This is a genomic window from Paenibacillus ehimensis NBRC 15659 (genome assembly GCF_004000785.1).
GTDB lineage: Bacteria > Bacillota > Bacilli > Paenibacillales > NBRC-103111 > Paenibacillus_G > Paenibacillus_G ehimensis.
Window position 1 is genome coordinate 26,576 of the sequence record NZ_BILX01000029.1, and the last position, 14,453, is coordinate 41,028.

At 57.2% G+C, this 14,453-nt stretch carries 9 protein-coding genes; 8 read left to right on the forward strand and 1 reads right to left on the reverse strand.

The annotated features are described in order from the left end of the window. The first annotated feature begins 185 nt into the window (after positions 1–185). A complete protein-coding gene (locus PEH01S_RS17640; RefSeq protein WP_025849187.1) occupies positions 186–1,208 on the forward strand; it encodes a DUF7309 domain-containing protein in 1,023 nt (340 codons plus the stop codon). 125 nt (positions 1,209–1,333) lie between these two features. Here PEH01S_RS17640 and PEH01S_RS17645 read toward each other — a convergent pair whose 3' ends face one another. Next, positions 1,334–2,179, reverse strand: a complete 846-nt coding sequence (locus PEH01S_RS17645; protein ID WP_127487071.1) for a formate/nitrite transporter family protein — start codon at positions 2,177–2,179, stop codon at positions 1,334–1,336. Between the two features lie 402 nt (positions 2,180–2,581). Between PEH01S_RS17645 and PEH01S_RS17650 the strand changes: the two genes are divergently transcribed. From PEH01S_RS17650 to PEH01S_RS17675, 7 genes are all read left to right on the forward strand, one after another. Further along, positions 2,582–9,397 (forward strand): non-ribosomal peptide synthetase, encoded by a 6,816-nt coding sequence (locus tag PEH01S_RS17650; RefSeq protein WP_127487073.1) that lies wholly within the window; start codon positions 2,582–2,584, stop codon positions 9,395–9,397. A gap of 158 nt (positions 9,398–9,555) precedes the next feature. Continuing rightward, complete coding sequence (locus tag PEH01S_RS34650) at positions 9,556–9,729, forward strand: hypothetical protein (protein WP_010492398.1); 174 nt, start codon at positions 9,556–9,558, stop codon at positions 9,727–9,729. A gap of 383 nt (positions 9,730–10,112) precedes the next feature. Further along, positions 10,113–10,466, forward strand: coding sequence for a DUF3870 domain-containing protein (locus tag PEH01S_RS17655; protein WP_127487075.1), 354 nt, complete (start codon positions 10,113–10,115; stop codon positions 10,464–10,466). A gap of 227 nt (positions 10,467–10,693) precedes the next feature. Continuing rightward, a complete protein-coding gene (locus tag PEH01S_RS17660) occupies positions 10,694–11,518 on the forward strand; it encodes a M55 family metallopeptidase (protein WP_127487077.1) in 825 nt (274 codons plus the stop codon). 15 nt (positions 11,519–11,533) lie between these two features. Further along, positions 11,534–12,466 (forward strand): ABC transporter permease, encoded by a 933-nt coding sequence (locus PEH01S_RS17665; RefSeq protein ID WP_025849192.1) that lies wholly within the window; start codon positions 11,534–11,536, stop codon positions 12,464–12,466. A 2-nt stretch (positions 12,467–12,468) separates the two neighbouring features. Continuing rightward, positions 12,469–13,386, forward strand: coding sequence for an ABC transporter permease (locus PEH01S_RS17670; RefSeq protein ID WP_025849193.1), 918 nt, complete (start codon positions 12,469–12,471; stop codon positions 13,384–13,386). Positions 13,387–13,391: 5 nt separating this feature from the next. Further along, positions 13,392–14,447 carry an ABC transporter ATP-binding protein gene (locus tag PEH01S_RS17675; protein ID WP_164827903.1) on the forward strand — a complete coding sequence of 352 codons (1,056 nt, stop codon included), beginning with the start codon at positions 13,392–13,394 and terminating at the stop codon, positions 14,445–14,447. The last annotated feature ends 6 nt before the right edge of the window (positions 14,448–14,453 follow it).

Here is a 14,453-nt window from a genome sequence, read left to right on the forward strand (position 1 = left end):
ATGTAACTGAACATGACAAGTACTTGGAAAAAAGTGCTTGTTACTAAATATATTCAAGTGCCGGGAGGATATGTGAACGGGTGAGGAGCGGATTTTTTGGAGGCCGCAGAGGGGAGATGGTATAATGATAGGGACAAGAATCTGGACGCGATGATTACCATTTTTGATAACGAGGAAGTGTGCCGATGAATCCTACATTGGAACAGTGGAAAGCGCTATACGAAGAGGCCGTATCTTTCAAGCAAAGCAAGTGCTGGGAATGGATGACCAACGGGCATATGTTCGGCGTGCAAAATCCGGAAAGCGGCGAAATCGGGTATTGCAGCATTTTGGGCAATGGAGGCGAGGTTTTCGGGCTGTCCGTTTATTTGGGGACCAAAGGCCTGAATTCGATCATGAGGATGTTCTCGGGCGAGTCGGACGAGGACCCCAGATTTACCCAGGATGCGCTGTTGCTGTCCTTTGACAACCGGGACGAGCTGTACCCGCGAGAACTGAAACAGATCAAGGAGCTTGGGCTCAAATTCCGCGGCGCTCATGCTTGGCCGACGTTCCGGGTGTACGAACCCGGCTTTGTGCCGTGGCCGGCCCTAACGCAGGAACAAGCGGCTTTCTTCACATGGGCGATTCGGCAGGCGCGGGAAATCGCAATGGAGCATCGTCATGACCCGGATGCGCTGTTTCACGAGGACGAAGAAACGTTTCTCGTTCGGGTCCCTTCCCGGACCGAGAGCGGGATCGTCTGGTCGAATCAATGGCTGCAGCCGGAGCCGTTGGAGGAAGAGCCTAAGCAGCAAGCTGCTCCGATCGATGAGCTTCGTCTGACCAAGGCGAAGAAATCGGTGAAAGGTTCGGCAGGGATCTGGGAGATCGACTGCTTCTTCATGCCCATACCTGTTGATGAAGGCGACCGCCCTTTTTATCCGAAGATGTTTCTGATCGTAGACCAGAGCTCGGGGCAAATTTTAAGACACGGTTTAAGCGATAAAACGCAAATTGCGAACGATCTGGCTGACGCATTTCTTGCTCTGGTTGAGCAGTTAAAGCTTGTTCCCGGCGAAATATGGGCTTCCAATGAGGAAGTTTACGTTTACTTGCGGCAGGTTCTTCAGGCTTTTGCGCCGCAGGCTTATTTGACGGACGAATTGCCTGCATTGGAAGACGCCAAAGAGGGCATGCTTCATTATTTTGGTGCCGGGATGCGGTAGGCTTCTTCAAGCCGGGCGAAGACCGTAGGAGCCTTGAAGCGCTGCAACGCGCGCCGGGAGAGGCACGCGTTGCGAAAGTACGTTATTGGTTCCTTACGACCATGCCCCGTTCCCGCCCGCTTCCTTCAGGCTTTGCCTTCCGCCGCAGCCCGTTCGCTTGTCGGCTGTGGCTGCTCGGCTTCCCAGTTTAGCGCCGCTTTTTCTTTGGTTCTCAGATACGCTGCCCAGTAGGCGGTGGCGACGAAGACGCTGCCTCCGACGGCATTGCCGAGAAAGACGGGAACAAAGTTGCCAAGATAGTCCAGCCAGGTATAATGCCCCGCGAAGATCGCGGCAGGGATCAAGAACATATTTGCGACGACGTGCTGAAAGCCGATGGCGACGAAGGTCATCGTCGGGAACCAGATGCCGAGCATTTTGCCCGCGACGTCGTCTGCACCGTAGGCAAGCCAGACGGCTAAAGCGACAAGCCAGTTGCAGCCGATCCCCGAAAGAAAGGCTTGCAGGAAGCTCTCGTCGAGCTTGGCTCCCGCCACTTTGACCAATTTAGACAAGTACGGCTCCGCTTCCGTCAATCCGACAACGTGACCGAACAGGTAGGCGACAAAGAGCGCCCCGGCAAAGTTGGATAGTGTAATTAGCAGCCAGTTAACGGCCAGCTGCTTTGTCGTTATTTTGCCCTGGAGCCGGGCCAAAGGCACCGCCATCATGTTTCCGGTCAACAGCTCGCCCCCTGCAATAATCGTGAGGATCAAGCCAATGGGGAACAACGCTGCGCCCAGCACGGAGCCGAGCCCGCTCCAAGCCGCGGGAACGCTCGCAGCTACTCTTAGATACAGAAGAAAGCCTAGGGCGATAAAGGCCCCTGCCAAAAAGCCCAGCGTGCAAGCTTGCAGCCGAGGCTTATTCGCTTTCTTTTCGCCCATCGCTGCGGTAATATGCGCAATTTCTTCCGGTTTGCGGTACGACATGCCGAGACACGACCTCTCCAGTATAATTTGTGAAAATATTCACAAGTAACAATGCACTACTGCCCGGTTTTGCTGTCGTCTCATTTTACCGCAAAAAAAGGAGGCCGAAAGTAGTATTTATCACATATCGCGCAAGATGGCTTACACGGAAAACGCGGTTCCGGATACAACGGCGGGACCAAAAAAGTATTTTGGAAATTCGACGAAATATGGTAAAATATAACTATTAGCGCAATATTCTTTAAGAAATCAACATGAATCGGTAGTTCTATTAGAATAGCGTCACTGCGTCGGGCTTGACGGTTGCCGGGAACGCCTTCGTTATGAACAGCAACTCGTTTCGGATTTGGAACGGGTTGCTTTTTTTCTTCATAGCCCATTTAATCTGGAGGGAGAAAGAGGATGTCACGGAAACTGGATGAAGAGACGATCAGCATTGTCGGCCGATGGATCACGGAGATGCAGGACGCGGAGGAAGCTACCGTTCTCCGTTTGGATCGCAGCCCGGCGGGTGATCCGGATGCGTATCTGACGCTTGGCCGTACGTTCGAAAAAGCGCCGTCCGGTCGTTTACGTCAGTTATGCGGCATACGCCGGGTTCAGGCAAGCACCGTGCTTTATACGTCGTGGGCCGTGCTGCTGCAGCGCTATCTGCGTACCGACGAGGTAAGGTTTGCGGCGGTCGCACCTGAGGAAAACCGGATTATGCTCGCCCGAATCGCTGGCGCGGCTTCGCTGCCGTTCGAATCGCTGGTCGCCCGCGCGGAGGACACGCTTGCCCAAGGGAAGGCTTACGCGCTGACATACAGCGAGCTTCGCGACCTGAGCGGGTCCGCTTCGTCGCAGCTCCCCTTCAATACGGCTGCAGCGGTGGAAGCTCCCGGCGCCGTCCGGGTAGGGTCAGATCTTCCGGGATGCGACCTCACGATCCGGTTCGTGCTTTCGGACCTTCTCGAAGTCCGCGCGGAGTACAAGCCGGACGCGTTTCAGGCATCGACGATCCGCAGGCTGCTGGGGCATTTGGAACATATCGTCATGACATGGTTCGAGTCTCCCCATACGCCGGTTGGCCGTATCCCCTTGCTTAGCCAAGAAGAGAGAGAGCAGCTGCTGGTTGAGTTCAATCAAACGGATATGCCCTTTTCCTCCGATGCAACCATTCATCGGCTGTTCGCGGAGCAGGCGCGGCGGACGCCGGATCGCCTTGCGATCGTCGACGGAGCCGACTGCTTGACTTACCGGCAGCTTGACGAACAATCGAACCGGCTAGCCAGAACGCTGATTGAACACGGCGTACACGCCAATACCTTTGTTGCCGTCATGATGCGCCCCACGCTGTCGATGTTCGCCGCTATTCTGGCGGTTCTGAAAGCGGGCGCGGCGTATGTGCCGATCGATCTGAATTATCCCCCGGACCGCATACGCTACATTATGGAGGATTGCGGAGCGAGGCTGCTGCTCACGGAGGGGCAGTCTGAGCTTCCGTTTGCCTTCGAAGGCCAAGTCGTCAATCTCGCGGACCGGCGGATGCCTGACGGGGATTGCTCCCCTTTGCCGGAGCTTGGGGGACCGTCCGGTCTGGCTTATGTCATCTATACGTCCGGCTCCACCGGCCAGCCGAAGGGCACGCTGATCGAGCACCGGTCGCTTGTCAATTTTTGCGAATGGCATTGCTCGCATTTTCGGGTCACGATGGAGGACCGCAGCAGCAAATATTGCAGTGTCGGGTTCGACGCCTCGATCTTGGAGATCTTTCCCTACCTTATTTCCGGGGCGGCGGTTTATGTCATTCCCGAGCACATCCGGCTGGATGCCGCGGAGCTTAACGGGTATTTCAACCGGCACGGCATTACCATCAGCTTCTTGCCGACCCAGCTTGGCGAGCAGTTCATGAAGCTTCCCAATCGCTCGCTCCGCGTGCTGATGACGGGCGGAGAGAAGCTGAAAACATTCCACCCGCAAAGCTATCTTGTTTATAACGTATACGGTCCCACTGAAAATACGATCTTCACCACGACGCATCTTGTTAAAGCGCCATCGGATCACATTCCGATCGGGAAGCCGCTGTACAATGTTCGGCTGTACATTTTGGATGCCTGCGGCCAGCCGCAGCCGGTGGGGGTTCCCGGGGAATTGTGCATTTCCGGCATCGGTCTGGCCCGCGGATATTTGAACCGGCCGCAGCTGATAGAGGAGAAATTCGTCGCCCACCCGTTCCGCGAGGGGGAACGGCTGTACCGGACGGGGGACTTGGCCCGATGGCTTCCGGACGGGTCCGTCGAATACGTGGGACGCCTCGACCATCAGGTGAAAATTCGCGGTTTCCGGGTCGAGACGGGTGAAATCGAGCAGCGGCTCCGGCTGCATGAGCGGGTGCACGATTGCATCGTGATCGCGCGCGAAGACGATGCCGGACGTGCGTATCTGTGCGCATATGTCGTATCCGAAGTGCGTCTAACCCGCAAGGAGCTAACGGAGTTTCTGGCGGAGCAGCTGCCGGATTACATGGTTCCGTCCTGGTTCGTAATGCTTCCGAAGCTCCCTGTGAATGCGAACGGCAAGGTGGACCGGCGCGCGCTGCCCGAACCCGAGAGAGCTTCGGAGTCCGCTTCTTACGCGCCTCCGGCCAGCGAGACGGAACGGGAATTGGCGGAGCTGTGGAAGGAGGTGCTCGGCTTGCGGACGGTCGGCGTCCATGACCGTTTCTTCAATGCCGGAGGCCATTCGCTGCATGCCGCCGTTCTGCGCGGACAGATTGAACGGCGCTTCGGCGTCCGGCTGCCGATCGCGGAGCTGTTCGAGCATGCGACCATCCGTCAGCAGGCGGAGCGCATCGGTCAAGCGGTCAAACCGGCCGGAGGCGGTCAGGCGATTGGAAAAGCTCCCGAGCGGGAGCATTATCCCCTTCATCCGGCGCAAAGGCGGCTCTTTTTCATCGGGCAGATGGAGCAGGCTGGGACGGCCTACAATACGCCGCTGCTGCTGAAGATCGAAGGGAGCGTAGACCGGCGGCGGATGGAGCGGGCTTTCGAGCAAATGATCGAGCGGCACGAGCCGCTCCGAACGGCTTTTGCATGGGTGGACGGTGAGCTCGTGCAGACCATCCGGCCTCGTGCGGCCTTTCGAATGCAGTTTCATGCGGCGGCGGAAGAAGAGGCGGAGCGGCTGATGTCCGCGTTCGTCGTTCCTTTCGACCTCGGGAAGGCGCCGTTATTCCGGGCCGGACTCATTAGGTGCTCCGGGGAGCTTCATTATTTGATGCTGGACTTCCACCATATTATTGTCGACGGTGTTTCGATGCACGTGTTTTTCGAGGAGTGGAGCCGGTTGTACCGGGGGGACGCGCTGTCTTGCCCGGCGATCCAATTCAAAGATTATGCCTTCTGGCTGAACGAACGGAAGCCGGAGGAGGAAGCGAAGCAGCTCGAGTATTGGAGAACGGCCTTGTCCGGGGAGCTTCCGATCCTGCAGCTGCCGACCGACCTGGAAAGACCGGGCTCTCAAAGCTTCCGGGGCGACACGTACCCGCTCCGGCTGTCTGCCGGATTGACAGCGCGGTTGAAGCAGCTCGCCCTTCGGACGGACACCACCTTGTATATGATCCTGCTCGCTGCTTACAACGTGCTGCTTGCCCGGTATTCCGGCCAGGAAGATATTATCGTAGGCGTTCCCGCCGCCAGCCGCCCGCAAGCCGAGCTGCAGCCGCTGATCGGCATGTTCGTCAACACGCTGCCGATCCGGAGCTTCCCGGAGCGGACGAAGACGTTCGCCGACTATTTGCAGGAGCTGAAGTCGATTCTGCTCAACGCCTACGAGCATCAGGACTATGATCTGGAACGTCTGGTACAGTCGCTGCGCATGCCCAGAGTGCCGGGGCGCAATCCGCTGTTCGATACGATGTTCGTGATGCAAAATACGGGCCGCACGACGCCATCAATTGAAGGGAGCCGGATCACCGTTCAGCGGTACGCGGACCCGATCTCCAAGTACGATCTGATGCTTGATGCGGAGGAAACGGAAGAGACGCTCCGGATTGATTTCCAATACTGCACCGATCTGTTCGTACGGGGTACGATCGAGCGGATGGCGCAGCATTTTATGCGGATTTTGGAGGATGCGGTTGTTTCGGAGGAAAAGCGGCTTTCCGAGCTGCGAATGCTTTCGAAAGCGGAAATCAAAGAGCAAGTGGAGGGGCGGAACCAAACCGAATCCGTGTATGACCGCGACTTGACGATTCACGGATGGTTTGAGGAGCAAGTACGGCAGACGCCGGACCGGCCCGCTGTCGTATTCGGCGACGAATCGCTCACTTACCGGCAGTTGAACGACCGGGCGAACCGGCTGGCGGCCGTCTTGATTCGCTGCGGCGTGCAGCCGGAGCAGCTTGTCGGACTGATGACCGAGCGGTCTCCGGACATGATTGTCGGTCTGCTCGGCATTTTGAAGGCGGGAGGGGCCTACCTTCCGATCGATCCGGATTATCCCGGCGACCGTGTGAAGTATATGCTGGACCATAGCCAGGCCCGCCTCCTGCTGACACAGACGCATTTGGCCGACCGGATCGAGTTTGACGGCATGAAGCTGTGTCTGGATACGGAGGCCGTCTTCGAGGAAGCGGCGGACAACCCTCCTCCCCGCAGCCGTTCAAGCGGTCTGTTGTATGTCATTTATACGTCGGGAACGACCGGAAAGCCGAAGGGCGTTATGATCGGGCACCGCAATATGGTCAATTTGCTTCACCACCAGTTTCGGCACACCAACGTCGATTACAGCGGCAGCGTGCTGCAATTTACGACGCTCAGCTTCGACGTAAGCTCGCAGGAAATATGGTCTGCCCTGCTGGCGGGGGGCACCCTGGTTCTCGTGACGAACGAAACCCGGCGAAGCCCGGACAAGCTGCTGCAGCTCGTCGAAGAGCGTCGGATCCAGGTTTTGTTCCTACCCGTCTCATATTTGAAGCTCATCCTGAACGAGAGCGCGTATGCCGACAAGCTTCCAGTGTCGGTGCGCCATATCCTAACGGCCGGAGAGCCGTTGACCGTCCCGGACAAATTCAAGGCGCATCTGCGGCGGCATCAAGTGTTTCTGCATAATCATTACGGCCCGTCGGAGACGCATGTAGCGACGGCTCATACGATCGACCCGAACGGCCCGATCCCGGAGCTTCCGCCTATCGGAAGGCCGATTGCGAATACGCGCATCTACCTGTTGAACGACCGCTTGCAGGTGCAGCCGCCCGGCGTGCCGGGAGAGCTGTACATCGCAGGGGATGGCGTCGGCAGAGGTTATTTCAACGACGAGCGCCTGACGGCGGAGAAATTTTTGCCCGACCCGTTCACCGGGGAGGGATACATGTACAAAACGGGCGACCTCGCGCGCTGGACGAAGGAAGGTACGCTGGAATTTTTGGGCCGCTTGGACCATCAGGTGAAAATCCGGGGGTTTCGGATCGAGCTTGGAGAGATTGAGCACGCGCTGCTGAATTATCCTTCGATCCGGGAAGCGATCGTGGTCGCCCGGGAGGACGGCAGCGGCGGCAAGGCATTGTGCGCGTACTTCGCCGGGACGGAGGAGCTGCCTCCGGTCAAGGTCGTCAGGGAGCATTTGTCCAAGGCGCTGCCGGAGTATATGCTGCCTTCGTATTTCGTGCCGTTAAAGAGCATGCCGCTCACGCCCAACGGCAAAATCGACCGGAGAGCGCTGCCCGAGCCCGGTCCGGGCGAGCGTACCGCAGTCAAGCGCGACCGCGTCGCCCCGCGCACGGACATCGAGAGGAAGATTGCGGCCGTATGGGGGGAGCTGCTGAACGTAGCCGGCATCGGCATTCACGACAATTTCTTCGAGCTTGGCGGACATTCGCTGAAGGCGGCTGCAATGACCGCAAGGCTGCAGCAGGATTTGGACATCGGGGTCAATGACGTCTTCGAGCACCAGACGATTGCCTCTCTGTCCGCCAAGGTGAAGCCGAAGGCCAACTATTTGACCGCCAAGCTGGAGCAGTTGAAGGCAGCCTGCCGTGACAAGCCGATGCAACGATTCGACGAGGAGATCGCCGCATACCGGGCGCGAAACGAACGGTACGCTCGGATCGACCTGACGGGGTACAGCGGGTACAGCGACATTTTGCTGACGGGAGCCACCGGGTATTTGGGCATCCATTTGCTGCGGGAGCTGTTGGCGGGAACCGGTGCGACCGTTCACGTTCTTGTACGTGCGGCGACGGAGGCGGAGGCGCGGGAACGGCTGCTTGCGAAGCTGGCTTTTTATTTCACTGGCGACGTCATGGAAGCGCAGCTCGGCCGCCGTATTCGGCTTTACCGGGGGGATTTGGCGCAGGAAGGCTTGGGGCTCGAAAAGGAAGCGTATCTGGAACTCGCGCGCACCGTCGACTGCATCGTGCATTCGGCGGCGACGGTGAAGCACTACGGCAGCTATTCGCACTTTGAGAGCCATAACATCGCTTCAACCGAGCGGCTGCTGGCGTTTGCCGGCACGCACCGGGCCAAGGACGTGCATCATATTTCCACCCTGGGCGTCGCGACCGGACATATTCCGGGTCAGTCTGCGGCTTATTTTACCGAATACGATTTGGACCGGGGGCAGCAATATGAGAACTATTACGTCAAATCCAAGTTCGAAGCGGAGAAGCGGGTCGTTCGGGCGCGGGCTCAAGGGCTTCGCACCAGCATTTACCGGGTGGGGAATCTCGTCTTTCAATCGGATACGGGCAAGTTCCAGCAAAACATCGGGGAAAACGCCTTTTACGCTACGCTTAAATCGTTTGTCCGTCTCGGCATGGTGCCGCGATTGGAGGCCGATATCGATTTTTCCTGCGTCGATCGGGTCAGCCAAGCGATTGTCCTTCTTATGAAGCCCGCTGCGCTGCAGAACGAAATATTCCATTTGTTCAACCCGCATTATGAGAGTATGCACCGTGTGCTGACGGACGCCCGCTCGGGAAGAAGGATGGCAGCGGGGACGCTTGACGAGTTCATCGACTTTATGAAGAGAAGGTACGAAGAAGGCTTCTGCCGGGAGGAGATCGAGAGCCTGATGCTTCATTACGGCTGGCTGGAGCAAAAGGAGCAGACCCGCTTTACGCTGGCTTCGGAGAAAACGGTCTTGCTGCTGAGAAAGCTCGGATTCGAATGGCAGGTTATCAGCGATAAGCAGATGGACGATATGCTGCGATACTGCCGGGAAGTCGGATTTATTTAAGTGAGAAAAAGGGGCGCTCGGACGAACGGAGAATTAGTATTAGAGAGCCTATTATACTTTTATGAGATGAGGGATACGTGGAGAAGGCAGCGGAACGTTTAACGGACCGTTCATTTTGGCATCAATATAAAATAGACTAAACGGCCGGAGGTGCTGGAATGAAGCTGTATGTCATTCTTTCGTTCAATGAAGACGGGATGGAAAATGTGTATGTGGGCGAGGACGAGGAAAAAGCTCTCTCGTTCAAGCCATCCGATTTTGAGGATTGCGACGCCTTGTTTGTCGAGGTGTGGGAAGACGGGGAGAAAATCGACGATTACCGTCTGGAGTAACTTGTGAAGCCGAAAACCGGTCATCCTTGCGGATGGCCGGCTTTTTCTTTTGAACCTTATCATCGCCGTATCATTGACAAATCATTGATAAATTTGTGAAATAAAGCTATTCAGACGCAGCGGAGTTGATTATAATAGAATTGGTGATGGGGTTTTAACGAAAGTTTGTCAATTGTTCCAAAACGTCCCTTCGAAAAACGCTTGGGATCAAGAACGTAAGCGCATACAAAATAATTTAATTTCATGTTTACAATGTGTTAGTTTATTGTTAGAATAAGTAACATATATCTTGATTCTGCGTCCGAAGGCGGCAGGTCGTGGGAAGCTTCCCTTCCCTCATCCCTGTTCGTCCGGGCCAAGGGCGCCGATTAAGGGAGACGAGCATGGGTTACGATAAAGACACGGTTTACGTGGTCGGCGATGCGCAGACATCTCTCAATAATCCGATTACTCAGCAGTACAGCGCCTTTTTCATCGGACTTGTCGTGGATACGACCAGCCACAAAATCGTCGATGCGGGCTGCTCGTCCACCATTCCGCTGACCTCGCAATTTGTCCGCTCCATCTTCGTAGGACAGAGCATTCTTTCGTTCGAGCCGGTCGCCGACGAGATCAAGCGAAGGTATCACGGCTCGTCGCAGAAAGCGATCATCGTCGCCTTCAAGGATGCGCAAAAAAAATACAAATTGGCCTTGAACGGCCGGGATTGCGGTTCCGGTGCGTCAGGGGCCGGATAACGCTGCTTTGTTTATCAGTATGGCGACATACGCGTAAATAAAATCCAGCAAACGATATTCTTGGAAGCCATGCGGCTGCCGGTTGTCGTTTGCTGGATTTTTTTATAGATATAGAATTTATAAGTTATCAGCGGAGCTGATTGAATTCTATATCGCCTGTATCTTCCTCGAAATGGCTTCGATAAGAAGCTTTTCTTATTACCTAATCTAATTTGGAGGCTTGAGCGATGAAACTGTACATTTCAATCGATATGGAAGGCATTACCGGGCTGGTCGATTCCACGTTCGTCGATTCCGGCAAGCACAACTACGAAAGAGGACGGCTTATCATGACCGCGGAGGCCAATCATGTCATTGAAACGGCTTTCCAGGAGGGCTGCGGGGAAGTCGTGGTCAACGACAGTCATTCCAAGATGAACAACCTGCTGATCGAGAAGCTTCATCCGGAGACGCAGCTGATTTCGGGGGACGTCAAGCCGTTTTCGATGGTGCAGGGGCTTGACGCCAGCTTCGCCGGGGCTGCTTTTCTGGGCTATCATACACGGGCGGCAAGAAAGGGCGTGCTCAGCCATACGATGATTTTCGGCGTGCGGAACATGTACATCAACGATACGGCAATCGGCGAGCTCGGCTTCAATGCGTTCGTCGCGGGACATTACGGCGTGCCGGTGCTGCTCGTGGCGGGCGACGACGAGACGGCGGAGGAAGCCGAGGCGTTGATCCCGGGGGTGACGACGGCCATCGTCAAGCGGCGCATCTCGCGGACGGCGGCGCTCTGCTTGACGCCGGAGAAAAGCGGGCAGCTGCTTCGCGAGAAAACGAGGGAAGCGCTTGAGGCCCGCGGCCGCGTGAAGCCGTTAGCGCCCCCGGACAACCCGGTGCTGTCGATCGAATTCGCCAATTACGGGCAGGCCGAGTGGGCGCACCTGATGCCGGGAACGACGATCGAGCAGGGCTCGCCGGTCGTTTCCTTTCAAGCCAAGAACATTCTGGAGGCGTACCAGGCGATGCTGGTGATGACGGAGCTGGCCATGCGAACTTCATTTTGTTAAAAAGCGGGTGATCGAGTGGCGCCGTACCTATTGAAAAGATTCGTGTCCATGCTGGTGACGCTGTGGCTCATCGTAACGATTACGTTTTTCCTGATGCATACGGTTCCGGGCTCCCCGTTCGACCGGGACGGCAAGGAAGCGAACCCGGCCGTCGTCAAGAACATGATGGCGTTTTATCATTTGGACAAGCCGGTGTACGTCCAGTATGCGCTTTATTTGAAGTCTCTGCTCACGCTTGATCTCGGGCCGTCGATCTCGCACTATCCGGAAAGCGTAAACGCCATGATCGAGCGCGGCTTCCCGGTCTCGTTCCAGCTCGGGATCGTGTCGCTTCTCCTTGCGATTGCATCGGGCATTGCGCTCGGAACGGCAGCCGCGCTCCGGCAAAACGGCCTGATCGACTACATCGCCATGGTGCTCGCCGTCATCGGGATCGCGGTGCCCAATTTCGTCGTGGCCCCGCTGCTGATCAAATACGTCGCGGTGGAATGGGGGCTGCTGCCGGTGGCGACGTGGGGCACATGGAAGCATGTCGTGCTGCCGGCGGTCGCACTGTCCACCGGACCGATTGCGATTATTGCGAGACTGACGCGGGCCAATATGGTCGAGGTTTTGACCCAGGATTACATTGAGACGGCAAGGGCCAAAGGGCTCTCTCCGGCGACGATTGTGCTCAAGCACGCCCTGCGCAACGCGGTGCTGCCGGTCGTTACGTTGGTCGGCGCATTGCTTGCGAACGTGCTGACGGGCAGCTTTGTCATCGAGAAAATTTTTGCGATTCCGGGCATGGGAAAATATTTTGTGGACGGCATCAACAACCGGGATTATGCGGTCATCATGGGAACGACGGTGTTCTACAGCACCCTGCTCATCTTCATGATGTTCCTGGTCGATATCGTGTACAGTCTGATCGATCCCCGTATCAAGCTGCATGGAAAGGAGAGATGAGGATGTCGGTTCCCGATCATTTGTTTGTGCCGATGCAAAAACGCGCCGGCCATACGGAAGCGATCGTCCGGCCGCAGCTGACGTTCTGGCGGCAGGCGCGCATCCGGCTGTTCAAGAACAAGCTGGCGATGCTCGGGCTTGTTTTCATCGTTGCGCTTGCGGCGTTTTCGATCCTCGGGCCTTGGCTGACGGACGAGAGCTATTCCAAGCAAAACCTGCTGAACGGCAATCAGGCACCGTCCGCCGAGCATTGGTTCGGCACCGACGAGCTCGGCCGGGACGTGTTCGCGCGCATTCTGTTCGGCTCCCGCATATCGCTGACCGTCGGCGTCGTCGCGGCGCTCATCGATTTTCTTATCGGTGTCGTTTACGGGGGCATCGCCGGCTATTGTGGCGGACGAATCGACAACATCATGATGCGGATCGTCGACATCCTGTACGGCATTCCGTACCTGCTGATTGTCATCCTGCTGATGGTCGTCATGGGCCCGGGCTTATTCACCATCATCGTCGCGCTGACGGCGACCGGCTGGATCGGGATGGCCCGGATCGTTCGCGGCCAGGTGCTTCAGTTGGCGTCGTCGGAGTATGTGCTGGCTGCGCGGACGCTCGGCGCGGGGCCTTGGAGCATTATCCGCAGACACCTGCTGCCGAACGCTTTCGGCGTCATTATCGTGCAGGTGACCTTTTCCGTCCCATCGGCCATTTTTGCAGAAGCGTTCCTCAGCTTCCTCGGTCTCGGTATCCAGCCTCCGCTGGCGAGCTGGGGGACGATGGCGAACGATGCGCTGCCGACGATTTTGTCCGGCTATTGGTGGCGGCTTTTCTTCCCGGCGTTCTTCATCTCGCTGACGATGCTGGCGTTCAACCTGCTCGGCGACGGGCTGCAAAACACTTTTAATCCGAAGCAGAGGAGGTAAGCTCGATGAACGGACCCGATTCGTTGTCCCCTTCGGACGTTCTGCTTGAAGTGAAGGATCTGCATGTCTCCTTCGCCACGTACGGCGGCGAGGTTCAGGCGGTCCGGGGCGTGAGCTTGACGCTTCGCCGCGGCGAGACGCTCGCCATCGTAGGCGAGTCCGGCTGCGGCAAAAGCGTCACCGCCCGCAGCTTGATGCGGCTGCTGCCCCCGCATACCTCGAAGATCAAGCAGGGCACCATCCGGTTTCAGGGACGGGAACTGACCGGACTGACGGAGAAGCAGATGCGGGAGATCAGGGGCTCGGCTATCACCATGATTTTCCAGGACGCCATGACCGCGCTCAATCCGACGATTACCATCGGCGAGCAGATTATGGAGGGCATTATCCGCCATCAGAAGCTGTCGCGGTCCGAAGCCCGCAAGCGGGCGGTGGAGATGCTGGAGCTGGTCGGCATTTCCAACCCGGAAAGCCGTCTCAAGCAGCATCTCCACCAGTTCAGCGGCGGTATGCGGCAGCGCATCATGATTGCCATCGCAGCGGTCGGTAAGCCGTCGGTGCTCATTGCGGACGAACCGACCACGGCGCTCGATGTGACCATTCAGGCGCAGATTCTCGATCTGTTCAAGCTGCTGCAGCGCAAAACCGGCGTATCTATTCTCATGATCACCCACGATCTGGGCGTGGTGGCGAATATCGCGGATCGGGTGAACGTGATGTACGCCGGCAAGGTGGTCGAGTCGGGCTCGGTGGACGAGGTGTTTCAGCATCCGCAGCATCCTTATACGAAAGGGCTGCTTGCTTCCATGCCGCGTCTGGATAGCGACCGGGGCACCCCGCTTCAATCGATCCCGGGGACTCCGCCGGATTTGTTCGCGCCGCCCAAAGGCTGTGCGTTCGCCGCCCGGTGTCCTCACGCCATGGAAGTGTGCGCCGTCTTCCAACCGGAAACGTCCTATTTGCCCGGCAGTCACGGCGTTGCCTGTTGGCTTCAGGACGCGCGCGCCAAGCCGGTTGACCCGCCGGGTACGAATACTTTTATCCGATCGGCCATAGGTTAGCGATTC

Excerpts from the sequence above, each read along its gene's own strand:
- PEH01S_RS17640 (WP_025849187.1), top strand. The coding sequence starts at position 186 with ATGAATCCTACATTGGAACAGTGGAAAGCGCTATACGAAGAGGCCGTA.
- PEH01S_RS17645 (WP_127487071.1), bottom strand. The coding sequence starts at position 2,179 with ATGTCGTACCGCAAACCGGAAGAAATTGCGCATATTACCGCAGCGATG.
- PEH01S_RS17650 (WP_127487073.1), top strand. The coding sequence starts at position 2,582 with ATGTCACGGAAACTGGATGAAGAGACGATCAGCATTGTCGGCCGATGG.
- PEH01S_RS34650 (WP_010492398.1), top strand. The coding sequence starts at position 9,556 with ATGAAGCTGTATGTCATTCTTTCGTTCAATGAAGACGGGATGGAAAAT.
- PEH01S_RS17655 (WP_127487075.1), top strand. The coding sequence starts at position 10,113 with ATGGGTTACGATAAAGACACGGTTTACGTGGTCGGCGATGCGCAGACA.
- PEH01S_RS17660 (WP_127487077.1), top strand. The coding sequence starts at position 10,694 with ATGAAACTGTACATTTCAATCGATATGGAAGGCATTACCGGGCTGGTC.
- PEH01S_RS17670 (WP_025849193.1), top strand. The coding sequence starts at position 12,469 with ATGTCGGTTCCCGATCATTTGTTTGTGCCGATGCAAAAACGCGCCGGC.
- PEH01S_RS17675 (WP_164827903.1), top strand. The coding sequence starts at position 13,392 with ATGAACGGACCCGATTCGTTGTCCCCTTCGGACGTTCTGCTTGAAGTG.